Here is a 12,639-nt window from a genome sequence, read left to right as displayed (position 1 = left end):
GCGATGGGTGTAGGCGTTGCCGCCGGGGGCGATCAGGGCGGGCTGGGCCTCGAAGAGATCGCGGGCCGCGTTGGTGACGATGGCGGAGGCGTTGGAGGTGATGCGGTTGACGGCATCCATCCGCTTGCTGCCATCCGCCACCATGGCGGCCAGGGCATCGATCTGGCCGGGGCTGAGGAATTCACCCCGGGCATCGGCCTGGGCAACCAGCTTGGTGAAGGCGTCGAACATGGAAACCCGGAAGGCGGTGGTGGGTGATCCGAACCTAGAAACCGCAGCCGCCGCAGCGCGAGCGGGCGAGCCCCTCGGCTGGGCCGAGCTGGAGTCCCTGGTTCCCCCGGAGCTGGCCCCTGCCGCCACAGCCGGGCAGAGCGGCGCCGCTCCCGTCGACGGCCCCACCAGCGCCCAGGCCCTGCTGCGCCTGTTCGGCCAGCCGGAGAGCGCCGTGCGCGTGACCCTCTACCGCGACCATCACGCCTGGTGCCCGTACTGCCAGAAGGTGTGGCTGTGGCTGGAGGAGCGGCGCATCCCCTACCGGGTGCGCAAGGTGACGATGTTCTGCTACGGCGAGAAGGAGGGCTGGTACAGGCGCCTGGTGCCCTCGGGCATGCTGCCGGCCCTGGAGCTGGACGGACGGCTGATCACCGAGAGCGACCGCATCCTCGAGGCCCTCGAAGCCAGCTTCGGCAGCCTCGGCCCCGGCATGCACGATCCCGCCGTGCTGCCCCTGCGCCGGCTGGAGCGCGACCTCTTCCGCGCCTGGTGCGAATGGCTCTGCTACCCCCACCATCCCGGCTCCGGCGCCCGGGCCCGCGACCGCTTCCAGCAGCTGGCCGGCGCCATGGAACGGGAGCTGGAGCGTCGGCCTGGAGCCTTCCTGCTCGGCGATCAGCCCGGCACGGCCGATCTGGTGTTCGTGCCCTACGTGGAGCGCATGAACGCCTCGCTCGCCTACTACAAGGGGTTCCTGCTGCGGCAGGCACACCCGGCCATCGACCGCTGGTTCCGCGCTCTGGAGGAGCGCCCCACCTACCTGGGCACCCAGAGCGACTTCCACACCCACGCCCACGACCTGCCGCCGCAGATGGGCGGCTGTCATGCCAACGGCAGCGAAGAGCAGCGCGCCCTGGCCCGGCGGATCGACCAGGGCCCCTGGCCGATCCTGGAAAGCAATGGCCTGGATCCGGAAACCAGCCAGCCGCTGCCGGCGCGTGCCGCGGCCGTGGCCCTGGCCCGGGTGCTGCGCCATCGCGCCACCCTGCTGGAGCGCAATCCGCTCGGCAACGAAGGGTTCGAGTTGCCCCTGCGCTGCGCGCTCACCCGGCTGATCGAGGGCCGGGCGATCGCCCCGCCGGCGGGCAGTGCCGGCGGCCTGCGTCACCTGCGCGACCGCATCAGCGTGCCGCGGGACATGCCGCTGCATGCCGCCCGGCTGCTGCGCACGGCCCTGGAGACCACCGCGGCCCTCGACCCTCTCACCCCCGCAGCCCAGGGCGATCCCCTGCCGCTGCGGCACCGCCGCGATCAGGATCCACGACCGTTTCTGGCCAGCCCGGGCGCCGGCGGCCAGCTGGTGAGCCGATCCGGTTGATGGGCTTTCCGGCTGATCAGCCTTCCGGTTGATCAGCCTTAGGCTGCATCAGCCACCCAGAACGCCATGGCCCGCACCGGGGCCCTGATCTGCCTGGCCCTCGGCGTCGCTCCCTGGCTGGGGGCCCCGGGGGCGCCTCCGGTGCTGGCACCGGCCCTGGCGCTGGAACTGAGGGGATCCACCTACTTCGCCCGCCCGCCCTGGAAGGTGGATCTGGTGAGCTACCGCACCGACGCCGGCGATCCCCTCGCCGAGTACTTCTTCACGGTGGAGCTGGACCCGGCCGCCGGCGCCTCCCTGGGTGGGCTGCAGATCCGCCAGAGCGAGGGGCCGGACTCCAATCTCCCCTTCAGCCCGGACAGAACCCGCGCCTTCCTGGGCAGGCCGCGGGGCGGGGGAGCGCCGATTCCGGTGGAGGCCGAGTTCATGCCGCGGGAGGGGGAGGTGCGCGTGCGCTTCCCGCAGCCGGTTCCCCCGGGCTCCACGGTCACGGTGATGCTCAAGCCCTGGTTCAACCCCTCGATGCCGGGCACCTATCTGTTCCAGGTGACGGCCTTCCCGGATGGCCCCAACCCCAATCCCACCTCCCTGGGATCGGCCCGTCTGCGCATCTACAGGCCGGACTGGCGCTGACCAGCCCTCAGCCTCCCGGGAAGCGCACGGTGCGCCAGTCACCGCTGGCGGTGCTCACCTCGACGCCGATCTCGACGGGTTCGTGGCCCGGGCCGAACTGGCTCTGCCACCAGCCGATGGCCTCCGCCCAGGCGGTCTCGAGGGAGTCGTAGAGGTCGTCCAGAACGGGATGGGGCGCGCCACCGCCGTCCACGAGGCGGTAGCAGCGAACGTGCTGCTGAAACCGCCTGGCCTGCGCCCGCAAAGGCTGGTGGGCCAGGCGCGGGCTGAGGGTGTCGGTCATCGCGCCTGTCTGCACATGATGACCTGATGATGGCTGTTGTGACAGCTGGTGACTGTCACCTTCACAACATCTGCGGGATCAGGTGCAGGTCACACCAGGTAGCGACGGATGCAGGGGCGGCACCAGAAGATCAGGGTGGCGGTGATCACCCCCCAGAGCAGCACGGAGAGCAGACCGGTGAGCAGGCGGCCCTCGCTGAGCAAAGCCAGCCGCACGATGCCGTAGGGCATCGCCACCGCCAGGCTCAGGGAGAGCGCCACGATCGCCAGGATCTGCCCCCAGGCGCGCCAGCGCAGCAGCGCCACCGAGGCCACGATGCCCACGGCCGCCGTGGGCAGCACCGCCGCCGAACCGACGGCGATGTGCACCACGCGCCAGGTGGGCTGACCCAGGATCAGGGCCAGGGTGAGGGGGATCACCAGCACGTTGGTGACCAGCCCCAGCCAGGCCAGGGTGAGGTAGCCGCGGGGTGGCTGGAGCATCGCCAGGGACCTGGCCAGGGACAACCGCTGGCCGGGCACGGGCTCCAGGGGGGATCGGGCGGGCGAGCGCTCAGGCCCTCTCATCGCAGCGCGAACAGCAGCAGATCGGCCCCCATCCTGCCTGCCCTCAGCGCTCCGCTTCCAGCCCCGCGCCAGCCCAGCCCGTCGCCGCGGCGCAGCAGCTCCGGGGTGGAGCCGGGCCGCTGCACCGAACCCTCGATCACCTGGAGCCAGGTGTGGCTGGGCGGCTCGCAGCCGGCATCCAGGCGTGGCAGCTCCAGCAGCTCTCCCGCCCCGGGCTGGGCCCGCCAGAGCCAGGCCTCCCGGCGGATCGCCATCGCCCCCTCCCGCCCCTGCGGGTCCAGCAGGGGAGTCCAGCCGGGGTGGATCGCGAAGGGCTTCTGCTCGTAGGCGGGGGGGATGCCCACCTCGGCCGGCTCGATCCAGATCTGCAGCAGCCGGCAGGGCTGGCTGCCCTCGTTCACCTCGCTGTGCACCACGCCGGTGCCGGCGCTCATGCGCTGCACCTCCCCGGCCCGCAGCACCTCGGCGTGGCCCAGCGAATCGCGGTGGTTGAGCTGGCCCTCCACCATCACCGTGACGATCTCCATGTCGCGGTGGGGGTGCATGCCGAAGCCCCGGCCGGCGGCGATGGTGTCGTCATTGATCACCCGCAGCGGCCCGAAGCCCATCCAGGCCGGGTCGTAGTGACTGGAGAAGGAGAACGTGTGCCAGCTGTCCAGCCAGTCGAGCTGGCTGTGGAAGCGTTCAGCGGCGGGCCGGAACAGGGCCGGCTCGGTGAAGGCGCTGGCGGGGCTTGTGCTGGTCATGGCTGGAAGAGCGGACAGACGGAGAAAGCGGTGCAGACGGAGCTGTGCAGACGGAGCGATGCAGACGGAGCGGAACCCAGGGGGGGCTCAACTCCCTGGGGCGCTCAGGCGCAGCAGGCGCTCCACCAGATCGCTGATGGAGCTGTCCTTGGCGGGATTGGCGCCGGTGCTCACCAGCTGGCGACCCACCACCTGGGCGCCCAGATGGGCCAGCTGCAGCCGCAGGGCGGCCATCACCGTGTGGCCGCCGCCGCCGGAGTGGGTGGCGATCGCCACGGGCCTCTCGTTGAACAGGGCCCGGAAGTCGTCCCCCTGCACCGAGAGCCAGGCGATGGCGCTGGTGAGCACGGGCGGGATCGAGCCGTTGTACTCCGGCGCACAGATCACCCAGCGGGGCGCGGCCACCAGTTGCCCGTGCAGATCCGCCAGCCCCGGGGGCATGCCCGCGGCGAGGGCGCGGGGGGTGAACAGCGGCAGGTCCAGCGCCGTGAGGTCGAGCACCTCGGCGCTCCGGCCCCGGTGGCGGGCGGCGGCGGCGAAGCGCCCGGCGAGGGTCAGGTTCTCGCCGTTGCTGGCGGCGATCACGAGCAGGTCGGTCATGGAACTGGGGCGCCAGGATGGGCCGGTGATGATCCCTGGATGCTGTGCCATGGGCCGGCGACGGCACAAGAACGCACAGAGAAGTGGGTCGGTCACCCGGCGGTAACGCCTGGACCGGCACTGGGCCCGCCCGCACCGGGCCCGCCAGCGACAGGCCCTAGACGAGGTGATGACGTGGAGGAACAGACGGGCTTTCAGGACTCGCACGATCACGGCCACTGCAAGGCCGAACTGGCGCTCCGGGTGATCCAGGGTCGCTGGAAGCTGCTGATCCTGCGGGAACTGCTGGACGGCGTGCGACGCTTCTCGGAACTGCAGCGGGCCCTCGGGGGCGTCAGCCAGAAGGTGCTCACCAGCCAGCTGCGCGACCTGGAGGCCGATGGCGTGCTGCGACGCCACATCCATGCCGAGGTGCCCCCCCGGGTCGACTACGCCCTCACGGACCTGGGCCGGGAGCTGATTCCGGTGCTCGAGGAACTGCACGCCTGGGGCGAGCGGATCAGTTCACGGGCCGGGGACTGAGCCGATGGGCGGATCAGGCTCCCTGCCCGCGGCTTCGCCGCTGCGCGTGCCGTGGCTGGTCGCCTGCCTGGCGGTGCTGATGCTGGGCGGCTCGGATCCGGGTTCGGTGGCGGGCAGCCGGGAGGGCGACCCGGGGGTGGCCGTGTGCGTGGTGGCACCGCGGGTGGAGGCCCTCGACAAGCTGGATGCCTACGGACTCGTGCTCACCCCCGAGCCGGTGCTGGTGCTGGTGGAGCCGCTGCTGGAGCTGCAGATCCAGCGGCTGAACCGCGACCCCTGGCAGCTGCGGGGCAGTGCTGCCAAGCCGATCCTCACGCCCATGCTGTGGCCCACCGATCCGATCGCCCCGGACGAACCCGTGCTGCTGCAGATGCGGCCCTTGGGCGCGTCCCCCGAGGCCTTCGCCCACGTGCAGCTGGTGGGGGCATCGGCGCAACGCATGCAGGAGACCCTGCGCCTGCTCGAGGCCCTGGGCAGCGACCCGCTCACCTGGCTGGCGGCCTTCGAACAGGCCCTGGCCGATCAGGACGTGCCCCTGGCCTGGACCCTGCTGTTCGATCGGCGCTCCCCGCCCTCGCCTGAACTGAACGAACTGCGCCGCACGGTGGTGGAACGGGGCTGCGGCGACTAGCCAGCGACGCTCACCAGAATCCCTGGGAGCGCAGCCAGAGGCCCAGCAGCAGCATGGGCAGGAACACGGCCGCCAGGATCTGCAGCTTCACCACTGCGGCGGATGGTTCCTGGCTGGAGGGTTTTCCGGGACCGGCCATGGCGGGGGGACAGGCGGGACGATCACGCTGACATGACAAGACCCCCAGGCCGGAGCCGGGGGGCCTGAAGCAGGGCGAGGCTGCAGAGTGCAGTTGCGGTGGCGGCCGGGATCAGCCCAGACCGATCTGGGAGAGGATGCCCTGGCCGGTCAGCAGCTCGGTGGCCAGGCCGATCACGAAGCCGAGCATGGCCAGACGGCCGTTCCAGGTTTCGGCGAAGGCCACGAAACCGAAGCGGGAGGAGGAGTCGCCCATGGGATGTAACGGGTTGTTTCCAGAAGTGTAACGCCTTGTGAAGCAATGGCAACGCGGCCCTCGCCGGCTCGCTCCCATGCCAGGCGGAGCAGTTGTGGGAATTCCGATGAAAAGCCGAATCCCGAGGCTCTGGGCCATCGCCGCCAGCAGAATCGAGCCCATGCACGAGTTCGACTGCCAGGGTCCCTACCGCGTCCGCCAGCGCGTGGAGCGCGAGCAGAGCGTGCCCCATCAGGTGCAGGCCCCGCGCTTCTCCAGTCGCGACGCCGCCGAAGCCTTCGCCCTGCTGGTGTCCCGCGAAAGCCAACAGACCCTGCTGGTGGAGAAGCAGGCCCCCGCCGGTTGCTGGCTGCTGCTCAGCACCGTGGCCGCCGCCCTCTGACCGCAGTCGACTGACGGCGGCGTCAGCGCCCGGGCCCGCCACCACTGCCACCGCCGTCGCGGGTGAGCTGCACGATGTCGGGGGTGAACACGAAGGTGAGGTCATCGAGGCATTCGGCCCGGCCATCCATGGCACTCACACCGCCGGCCACGAAATCGATCAGCCGCTGGGCCTCCCTGCGCTCCATGGCTCCGGCGTGCACCACGGCGGTCTTGTGTTCCCGCACCGTGTGCACGATCAGCTGGGCATCCTCGAAACGGGTGGGGTGGAACACCACCACCTCGGGGAGCCAATCGCCGAAGGGGCTGAACATGGCGCCACGGTAGTCAGCTCCGGGCCGGCCGCCAGGGGGCGTCTGACGGCGCCGCGGCCAGCAGGTCGGCGGCGAGCTGCTCGGCACTGTGGAGCGCACCCTCGATGCGGGCGAATCCCACACCGTCGATGTAATCGCCGCAGAACCCCACCCGGCTGGAGGGGCAGAGCGTGAGCGATGGCGGCAGACCGGGGGGCAGGGGGAAGGCGGCCGCCCAGCGCATCAGCCGGGGCTCGGCCTGCTCGGGATCCACCCCGCCGATCCACGGCGCCAGGCACTGCACCAGGGCGTCGCCGAGGGCGGTGATCACCTCCGCTTCCCGTCCCTCCTCCAACGGCAGCTGCAGCTGGCGGGCCACCGCCGAACCGACGCCGTAGACGTCGAGATGGTCAGCGGCGAAGGCATGGCTGGAATGGGCCACCACGGCGCAACGACCGTCCTCGAGGGGCTGGATGCTGATCCGGCGCAGTCCCCAGCGTTGCTGGGCGGCGGCATCGAAGTTCACCAGCCGGAACGGCAGCGCCCGCCAGGGCATGGCCGCTTCCCCGGCGAACACCAGCAGCAGGTTGGTGCGGGCCTCGAACCGGATGCCGGCGATGGTGGTGAGGGCATGGGCCAGCTGCAGATCCTGGAGGTGCCGGGTGGCGCGCTCCAGGGGCACCTCCGGCCAGCCGAAGATCAGGCGGCTGCGGGGGTGGGCCAGCAGCGTGCCGCTCAGCACCAGCCAGTCGGCCTCCGCCAGCAGCTGGCCGGCGGCATCGCGCAGCTGCCAGCGGCCCGCGGGCGTGCGCTCCAGATGGCGCACGAGCACCCCGAAATGACCGTGCACATCGCGCCCCGCCAGCTGCAGGAGTCCCTGGCTGAGCTGATCCATGCCCGCGCGGCCGCGGTAGAGGCGGCCGATGCCGAGGGCATCCGGGCGGCCGATGTTCAGGCGCGACTCCCCCTCCAGCATCGCCACCGGTTCGCTCCAGGGCTCGATCCAGCCCCCGGCCAGCAGCGGCTCCAGGAGCTCCGGGGCGGGTTCGGCGGTGATGTTGAGCAGGGGCGCGCCGTGGTCCACCGCCAGCAGCGGATCCTGCCGGGAGCGCCGGGTGCCGGCCCGACCGCCCGCTCCGCGCCCCGTCTCCCACAGCGACAAGGGCCCCCGATGGCCCAGCCGGCGCATCTGGGCCGCCAGGGCGCAGCCCGAAACCCCGGCGCCGATCACGGCAATCGTTTCCGGGGCGGGGCGAGGCATCCGGAAACACCACACGCTGTAGCGTCTTAGCCGATCAAGGCAGTCATGGCCCGGTTCCTGCTGGTTCTTAAGCCAACCGGCACCCAGCCTGCGGCCACCCCGGGCGAGCGGGGCGGCGGTCTGCTCGAGTGCCTGGCCCCGGTGCTGGACGCGCTGCACGCCGACGTGGACCACCGCACCCCCGCCCACCTCGGTGCCCTGCTCAGGAACGGAGCGGAGAACCAGCGCATGCAGCTGTTCGCCGACGTGCAGTCGCACGCCGACGGGCGGCTGCTGGAACTGGTGCTGCTCAGCCGCGAACCGATGGGCACGCGCGCACCGGACACGAGCAGGACCTTCCAGCGGCTGGTGGACCTGGTGCACACCCACCTGCCGAACCTGGCCGTGGTGTTCCGCTCGGACCGTGACGGGCCCGCCCCGCCGCCGCGCCCAGCCCCCGGGCAATGAGAGGCGCTCAGCTGGGGGCGCGCTGGCATCACCTGCGCCAGTGGCGGCAGCAACTCACGGTGCCGCAGTTCACCGCGATCACCGGAGCGCTGGTGATCGCGGCGGGCACGGTGCTGATGTCCCTGCCGGTGTTCTCCAGCGACGAGGTGGGTCTCTGGGAAGCCCTGTTCACGGTGACCTCGGCCATCACCGTCACCGGGCTGTCGATCATCGACGTCGGCAAGGACCTCACCCTGGCCGGCCAGCTGCTGCTGGCAGGGCTGATCATCACCGGCGGCGTCGGTCTGATGGCGATCACCACCTTCCTGCAGGGCTTCGTGCAGGGCCGCGGCGGCCTGCGCACCCGGTTCGACCGGGGCCGGGCCCTGGATGAATTCGGGGTGGGCGGGATCGGTCCCACCTTCAACCGCATCCTGGTCAGTGGCGGCTGCGTGATGGTCGCCGGCACGGCCGTGCTCTACGGCTTCGGCTTCACCGACATCAGCAATCCCGTGGAGCGGTTCTGGGCCTCCCTGTTCCACGCCATCAGCGCCTACAACAACGCCGGCTTCGGGCTGTGGAGCGACAGCCTGATGCGGTATCGCGACAACGGGGTGGTGAACGGGGTGATCGGCCTGTTGATCGTCACCGGTGGCCTGGGCTGGCGGGTGGTCAACGACCTCTGGAGCAACCGTCGCCGGTTCAGGAACCTGCGCCGCAACCTCAGCCTGCGGCTGTTCAACCTGCACACCCGCCTGGTGCTGCGCACGAGCCTGATCCTGATCCTGGTGGGCATGGTGGGGCTGCTGTTCACCGAGCAGTTCGCGATCGGCGGGGTGATCGAGCCGCTGGGGCTGGGCCAGAAGCTGCAGGTCACCCTGTTTCAGTCGATCTCGGCGCGCACGGCCGGCTTCAACACGGTGGCGCTCACCTCCGCCACCTGCTCGGATGCCGGCCTGCTGCTGCTGATCGTGCTGATGTTCATCGGCGCCAGCCCCGGCGGCACCGGCGGCGGCATCAAGACCACCACCTTCGCCACCCTGATGGGGGCCACCCGCTCCACCCTGCAGGGCCGCGAGGAGGTGGTGATCCACCAGCGCCAGATCCCCGCCACCGTGGTGCTGCGAGCGATCGGGGTGACGATCGCCTCCCTGATCTTCGTGCTGCTGATGGCCCTGGTGCTGGGGCTCGGCGCCACCAGCAGCGGCGCGCCGGGCAGCACCGAATTCAGCTTCCTGGAGCGGCTGTTCACCTGCATGTCGGCCTTCGCCACCGTCGGCCTGGATCTGGGCGTCACGGCCCAGCTCAACCGCTGGGGCCAGCTGGTGCTGATGGTGGGCATGTTCGTGGGCAGACTGGGCATCCTGCTGCTGCTCTCCGCCCTCTACGGCAGCCGGCCCCAGCCGCGGGTGGGATATCCCCGCGAGGAGCTCTACATCTGACTCTTCACGCAGCAGCAGCGATGTCCAACTGGTGGCACTGGAATCCCGCCGAAGGCACCTCCCAGGGGGGCTTCGCGGTGATCGGCGTGGGCCGCTTCGGCACGGCCGTGTGCCGGGAGCTGAGCGACGCCGGCCGCGACGTGCTGGCCATCGACAACAGCCAGAAGGCCGTGGACGCGCTGCGGCAGCTGGATCCCGCCATCCAGGCGCGGGTGGTGGACTGCACCGATGAGGAGGCCCTGCGCGAGGCCGGCGTGCTGGATGTGCGCACCGTGGTGGTGGCCATGAGCGAACCGATCGAGGTGAGCGTCACCGCCACCCTGATCGCCAAGGACAGCGAGGGCAGCCGGGTGCAGCAGGTGATCGCCCGAGCCACCACCGACCTGCACATGAAGATGCTGCAGCGGGTGGGGGCCGACCGGGTGGTGTTCCCCTCGAAGATGCAGGGGCACCGGCTGGGGATGGAGCTGGTGCGCCCCAACCTGCTGGACCGGCTGCGCCTGGACGACCGCAACTCGATCGAGGAGATCCGGGTGCCGGATGTGTTCGTGGGCCAGTCGCTGCGCGACCTGAACCTGCGCAAGAACTACGACATCAGCGTGCTGGCGGCCGGCCCCGACAACGACCTCACCGTCAATCCGCCCGCCTCCCACATCCTCCAGGCCGGCGAGCTGCTGGTGGTGATGGGCGCCACCAAGGCCCTGGCGAAACTGCCCGGGAGCTGACGCCCAGCCCGGCAGCAGCAGGGGCAGCCGCAGCCGCAGGGGGAGATCAGCGGCGGCCCAGCAGCTCCTCCCAGGTGAGCGGCGGTTCGGCGGCGGGGCGATGGGCCGCCGGGCGGAGCGGGCAGCCCGGCATCCCAGCCCGGCCGGAGGGCCGGGGGGCAGCGGGGCGGGTCGGGAGCGGATGGGGGGAACCGCCGGACGGCGGGGTCTTGGACTTCGAATGGATGGACATGGTCACGGCCTGTTGAGCTGGATATGGATTCACACCGCCTGTGCTGCTGAGGGTCGACGCGCGACCCGCTGGCCTTCTCCCGGCGGATCACGGCGGGAGAAGGGGAGGTGCTGACTCGGTCGGGGCGTTCGGTTGGCTCAGGGACTGGGTCCCGTTGCGTCAGGGACGGCGTCTCGCCGAACCCGTCAACACCTGCTTGGAGGTGGCCGCAAGGCCCCGACCGGATGCAGACACCATAACCGCAGGGCACGGTGCGGCAGCACGGATCACCGAACCGGCACTCATACACTCGTGGGGCCGGTGGAGGGGCCGGCCAGGCGCCCGTAGCCCAATCGGTAGCAGGCAGGTCACTTAAAATGACTCCAGTGCGGGTTCGAATCCCGCCGGGCGCACCACCCGTCCATCCATCGCTCCGGAGTGCCTTGTCGCTGTCCGCCGCACCCTTGATCACCGGCGTCCCCCTCGCCATCACCCTGCCGTCGGTGCTGGGCCTCCCGTCCGACGCGCTGCTGCTGATCGCGCTCTATCTGGTGCTGGCCGGCACCTATCTGGTGGCCATTCCCCTGGCGCTCTACGCCTGGATGGTGAAGCGCTGGACCGTGATGGGCAAGCTGGAGCGCTTCGGCGTCTACGGGCTGGTGTTTCTCTTCTTTCCCGGCCTGATCCTGTTTGCCCCCTTCATCAACCTGCGCATGGCCGGGCAGGGCGCCCGATGACCAAGGGCCAGGCGCTGCTCCTGGGCCTGGCGGTGTTCGGCCTGGGGGCGGCCGGCTACGCCGTTCTCAAGCTGGGGGGCTTCGAGGGCTTCTCGGCGGGCATCGCCGCCTCGGCGCTGCTGATGGCGGTGGTGCTGGGCTGGACCGCCACCTATCTGCTGCGGGCGGTGACGGGCAACATGACCTACATGCAGCAGCGGCGCACCTACCGCGACGCCTACGACGCCGCCACCATCGCCGAGCTGGAGCGCAAGTTCGCCGCCCTCAGCCCCGAGGAGCAGGAGCGGCTGCTGCGCGAAACCGGCCAGCTGGCGGAACCGGGTGAGGCATAGGCTCGCAGCACCCTGCCGCAAGCTCGCTGCTGTGACCGCCGTCCTGACTCCGATTCAGCAGCGTTTCAGCGATCTGGCCGGGCAGGGCCGCTGTGCCCTGATGCCCTTCCTGATGGCCGGCGATCCCCACCTGGCGGCCACCCGGGCCACCCTGCTGGCCCTGCAGCACCAGGGCGCCGATCTGGTGGAGCTGGGCATCCCCTACAGCGATCCCCTGGCCGACGGTCCCGTGATCCAGGCCGCTGCCAGCCGCGCCCTCGCCGCGGCCACCACCCCGGCCCGGGTGCTGGAGATGCTCGCCTCGCTGAAGGGGGAGCTGACCATCCCGGTGGTGCTGTTCACCTACAGCAACCCCCTGCTCAACCGCGGCATGGAGCGCTTCTGCGAGGAGGCCGCCGCCGCCGGTGCCGCAGGACTGGTGGTGCCCGACCTGCCGCTGGAGGAAGCCGAGAGACTCTCGGCCATCGCCGCTGACCGGGGGCTGGATCTGGTGCTGCTGGTGGCGCCCACCACGCCGGCCGAACGCATGGCCCGCATCCACCGGGCCAGCCGGGGCTTCACCTATCTGGTGAGCGTCACCGGGGTGACCGGCGTGCGCACCAGCCTGGAATCCCGGGTGGAAGCCCTGGTGGGGCAGCTCAAGCCGCTGGGCCCCACGCCGGTGGCGGTGGGCTTCGGCATCGCCGGAGCGGACCAGGCCCGCCAGGTGCGCGAGTGGGGCGCTGACGGCGCCATCGTGGGCAGTGCCCTGGTGAAGGTGATGGCCAGCGCCGCCGAGCAGCACGCTGGCGCTGCAGAGGCCGTCGCCGAGGCCGCGGGCCGCTTCTGCGCGGAGCTGCGGGCCGGGCTCGACCGCTGAACCGGC

The 12,639-nt window shown here is 71.1% G+C and carries 19 protein-coding genes, 1 tRNA gene and 2 pseudogenes; 12 read left to right on the top strand and 10 right to left on the bottom strand.

The annotated features are described in order from the left end of the window. Positions 1 to 231 (bottom strand): annotated as a pseudogene (locus tag KBY90_RS13700) (phycocyanin subunit beta); the annotation flags it as partial. Here KBY90_RS13700 and KBY90_RS13695 point away from each other — a divergent pair. Next, positions 230 to 1,591 carry a glutathione S-transferase family protein gene (locus KBY90_RS13695; RefSeq protein WP_254969215.1) on the top strand — a complete coding sequence of 454 codons (1,362 nt, stop codon included), beginning with the start codon at positions 230 to 232 and terminating at the stop codon, positions 1,589 to 1,591. The pseudogene KBY90_RS13700 and the gene KBY90_RS13695 overlap by 2 nt on opposite strands. Positions 1,592 to 1,657: 66 nt before the next feature. Then, on the top strand, positions 1,658 to 2,224 hold the full coding sequence (locus KBY90_RS13690; protein ID WP_254969214.1) for a DUF2808 domain-containing protein: 567 nt from the start codon (positions 1,658 to 1,660) through the stop codon (positions 2,222 to 2,224). A 7-nt stretch (positions 2,225 to 2,231) separates the two neighbouring features. Here the strand turns inward: KBY90_RS13690 and KBY90_RS13685 are convergent, their stop codons facing one another. The 4 genes from KBY90_RS13685 to KBY90_RS13670 form a co-directional block, all read right to left on the bottom strand. Continuing rightward, positions 2,232 to 2,507, bottom strand: coding sequence for a hypothetical protein (locus KBY90_RS13685; RefSeq protein ID WP_254969213.1), 276 nt, complete (start codon positions 2,505 to 2,507; stop codon positions 2,232 to 2,234). 89 nt (positions 2,508 to 2,596) lie between these two features. Continuing rightward, positions 2,597 to 3,073: a Hepatitis C virus core protein gene (locus KBY90_RS13680; protein ID WP_254969212.1), complete on the bottom strand. Its 477-nt coding sequence runs from the start codon at positions 3,071 to 3,073 to the stop codon at positions 2,597 to 2,599. Then, complete coding sequence (locus KBY90_RS13675) at positions 3,070 to 3,819, bottom strand: pirin-like bicupin family protein (protein WP_254969211.1); 750 nt, start codon at positions 3,817 to 3,819, stop codon at positions 3,070 to 3,072. The genes KBY90_RS13680 and KBY90_RS13675 overlap by 4 nt, the downstream gene beginning before the upstream one ends. Positions 3,820 to 3,906: 87 nt before the next feature. After that, complete coding sequence (locus KBY90_RS13670; protein ID WP_254969210.1) at positions 3,907 to 4,419, bottom strand: NADPH-dependent FMN reductase; 513 nt, start codon at positions 4,417 to 4,419, stop codon at positions 3,907 to 3,909. A 174-nt stretch (positions 4,420 to 4,593) separates the two neighbouring features. Here KBY90_RS13670 and KBY90_RS13665 point away from each other — a divergent pair, with 174 nt between their 5' ends. Beyond that, positions 4,594 to 4,941 (top strand): helix-turn-helix domain-containing protein, encoded by a 348-nt coding sequence (locus KBY90_RS13665; protein WP_254969209.1) that lies wholly within the window; start codon positions 4,594 to 4,596, stop codon positions 4,939 to 4,941. Between the two features lie 4 nt (positions 4,942 to 4,945). Next, positions 4,946 to 5,572, top strand: coding sequence for a hypothetical protein (locus tag KBY90_RS13660; RefSeq protein WP_254969208.1), 627 nt, complete (start codon positions 4,946 to 4,948; stop codon positions 5,570 to 5,572). 10 nt (positions 5,573 to 5,582) lie between these two features. On the opposite strand, the gene KBY90_RS13655 is transcribed toward KBY90_RS13660, so the two are convergent. Then, a complete protein-coding gene (locus tag KBY90_RS13655) occupies positions 5,583 to 5,711 on the bottom strand; it encodes a hypothetical protein (RefSeq protein ID WP_254969207.1) in 129 nt (42 codons plus the stop codon). Positions 5,712 to 5,822: 111 nt separating this feature from the next. Further along, a pseudogene (locus KBY90_RS13650) lies at positions 5,823 to 5,975 on the bottom strand (chlorophyll a/b-binding protein); the annotation flags it as partial. A 151-nt stretch (positions 5,976 to 6,126) separates the two neighbouring features. Here KBY90_RS13650 and KBY90_RS13645 point away from each other — a divergent pair. Then, positions 6,127 to 6,348, top strand: coding sequence for a hypothetical protein (locus KBY90_RS13645; RefSeq protein ID WP_254969206.1), 222 nt, complete (start codon positions 6,127 to 6,129; stop codon positions 6,346 to 6,348). Positions 6,349 to 6,370: 22 nt separating this feature from the next. Here KBY90_RS13645 and sepF read toward each other — a convergent pair whose 3' ends face one another. Both sepF and KBY90_RS13635 read right to left on the bottom strand, forming a co-directional pair. Further along, a complete protein-coding gene (sepF, locus tag KBY90_RS13640) occupies positions 6,371 to 6,661 on the bottom strand; it encodes a cell division protein SepF (RefSeq protein WP_254969205.1) in 291 nt (96 codons plus the stop codon). 13 nt (positions 6,662 to 6,674) lie between these two features. Beyond that, positions 6,675 to 7,901 carry an NAD(P)-binding protein gene (locus KBY90_RS13635; protein ID WP_254969204.1) on the bottom strand — a complete coding sequence of 409 codons (1,227 nt, stop codon included), beginning with the start codon at positions 7,899 to 7,901 and terminating at the stop codon, positions 6,675 to 6,677. Between the two features lie 45 nt (positions 7,902 to 7,946). Here KBY90_RS13635 and KBY90_RS13630 point away from each other — a divergent pair, with 45 nt between their 5' ends. From KBY90_RS13630 to KBY90_RS13620, 3 genes are read left to right on the top strand one after another with little or no spacing between them, the layout of a single operon-like run. Further along, entirely contained in the window at positions 7,947 to 8,348 is a 402-nt protein-coding gene (locus KBY90_RS13630) for a hypothetical protein (RefSeq protein ID WP_254969203.1), read from the top strand. After that, a complete protein-coding gene (locus KBY90_RS13625; RefSeq protein WP_254969202.1) occupies positions 8,345 to 9,769 on the top strand; it encodes a potassium transporter TrkG in 1,425 nt (474 codons plus the stop codon). The genes KBY90_RS13630 and KBY90_RS13625 overlap by 4 nt, the downstream gene beginning before the upstream one ends. Before the next feature lie 20 nt (positions 9,770 to 9,789). Beyond that, positions 9,790 to 10,494, top strand: a complete 705-nt coding sequence (locus KBY90_RS13620; protein WP_254969201.1) for a TrkA family potassium uptake protein — start codon at positions 9,790 to 9,792, stop codon at positions 10,492 to 10,494. A 46-nt stretch (positions 10,495 to 10,540) separates the two neighbouring features. Here KBY90_RS13620 and KBY90_RS13615 read toward each other — a convergent pair whose 3' ends face one another. Continuing rightward, positions 10,541 to 10,726 carry a hypothetical protein gene (locus tag KBY90_RS13615; RefSeq protein ID WP_254969200.1) on the bottom strand — a complete coding sequence of 62 codons (186 nt, stop codon included), beginning with the start codon at positions 10,724 to 10,726 and terminating at the stop codon, positions 10,541 to 10,543. Positions 10,727 to 11,043: 317 nt separating this feature from the next. On the opposite strand from KBY90_RS13615, the gene KBY90_RS13610 reads away from it, so the two are divergent. The 4 genes from KBY90_RS13610 to trpA all read left to right on the top strand — a co-directional run bounded on the left by KBY90_RS13610 (position 11,044) and on the right by trpA (position 12,633). After that, positions 11,044 to 11,121 (top strand) — tRNA-Leu (locus tag KBY90_RS13610). Positions 11,122 to 11,193: 72 nt separating this feature from the next. After that, complete coding sequence (gene ndhL, locus KBY90_RS13605; RefSeq protein ID WP_254969216.1) at positions 11,194 to 11,442, top strand: NAD(P)H-quinone oxidoreductase subunit L; 249 nt, start codon at positions 11,194 to 11,196, stop codon at positions 11,440 to 11,442. Next, on the top strand, positions 11,439 to 11,774 hold the full coding sequence (locus KBY90_RS13600) for a DUF3007 family protein (protein WP_254969199.1): 336 nt from the start codon (positions 11,439 to 11,441) through the stop codon (positions 11,772 to 11,774). Before ndhL ends, KBY90_RS13600 begins: the two co-directional genes overlap by 4 nt. Positions 11,775 to 11,805: 31 nt before the next feature. Further along, positions 11,806 to 12,633 (top strand): tryptophan synthase subunit alpha, encoded by an 828-nt coding sequence (gene trpA, locus KBY90_RS13595; RefSeq protein ID WP_254969198.1) that lies wholly within the window; start codon positions 11,806 to 11,808, stop codon positions 12,631 to 12,633. Positions 12,634 to 12,639: the final 6 nt, after the last annotated feature.

The sequence above is a fragment of the Cyanobium sp. CH-040 genome, assembly GCF_024346135.1.
Taxonomy (GTDB): Bacteria; Cyanobacteriota; Cyanobacteriia; order PCC-6307; family Cyanobiaceae; genus NIES-981.
This window is presented reverse-complemented; position numbering and strand designations above follow the sequence as displayed.

Coding starts and splice junctions, on each gene's coding strand:
- KBY90_RS13655 (WP_254969207.1), bottom strand. CDS start 5,711: ATGGCCGGTCCCGGAAAACCCTCCAGCCAGGAACCATCCGCCGCAGTG.
- KBY90_RS13635 (WP_254969204.1), bottom strand. CDS start 7,901: ATGCCTCGCCCCGCCCCGGAAACGATTGCCGTGATCGGCGCCGGGGTT.
- KBY90_RS13620 (WP_254969201.1), top strand. CDS start 9,790: ATGTCCAACTGGTGGCACTGGAATCCCGCCGAAGGCACCTCCCAGGGG.
- KBY90_RS13675 (WP_254969211.1), bottom strand. CDS start 3,819: ATGACCAGCACAAGCCCCGCCAGCGCCTTCACCGAGCCGGCCCTGTTC.
- KBY90_RS13660 (WP_254969208.1), top strand. CDS start 4,946: ATGGGCGGATCAGGCTCCCTGCCCGCGGCTTCGCCGCTGCGCGTGCCG.
- KBY90_RS13645 (WP_254969206.1), top strand. CDS start 6,127: ATGCACGAGTTCGACTGCCAGGGTCCCTACCGCGTCCGCCAGCGCGTG.
- KBY90_RS13695 (WP_254969215.1), top strand. CDS start 230: ATGGAAACCCGGAAGGCGGTGGTGGGTGATCCGAACCTAGAAACCGCA.
- KBY90_RS13625 (WP_254969202.1), top strand. CDS start 8,345: ATGAGAGGCGCTCAGCTGGGGGCGCGCTGGCATCACCTGCGCCAGTGG.
- KBY90_RS13630 (WP_254969203.1), top strand. CDS start 7,947: ATGGCCCGGTTCCTGCTGGTTCTTAAGCCAACCGGCACCCAGCCTGCG.
- KBY90_RS13615 (WP_254969200.1), bottom strand. CDS start 10,726: ATGTCCATCCATTCGAAGTCCAAGACCCCGCCGTCCGGCGGTTCCCCC.
- KBY90_RS13670 (WP_254969210.1), bottom strand. CDS start 4,419: ATGACCGACCTGCTCGTGATCGCCGCCAGCAACGGCGAGAACCTGACC.
- KBY90_RS13600 (WP_254969199.1), top strand. CDS start 11,439: ATGACCAAGGGCCAGGCGCTGCTCCTGGGCCTGGCGGTGTTCGGCCTG.
- KBY90_RS13680 (WP_254969212.1), bottom strand. CDS start 3,073: ATGAGAGGGCCTGAGCGCTCGCCCGCCCGATCCCCCCTGGAGCCCGTG.
- KBY90_RS13685 (WP_254969213.1), bottom strand. CDS start 2,507: ATGACCGACACCCTCAGCCCGCGCCTGGCCCACCAGCCTTTGCGGGCG.
- KBY90_RS13690 (WP_254969214.1), top strand. CDS start 1,658: ATGGCCCGCACCGGGGCCCTGATCTGCCTGGCCCTCGGCGTCGCTCCC.
- sepF (WP_254969205.1), bottom strand. CDS start 6,661: ATGTTCAGCCCCTTCGGCGATTGGCTCCCCGAGGTGGTGGTGTTCCAC.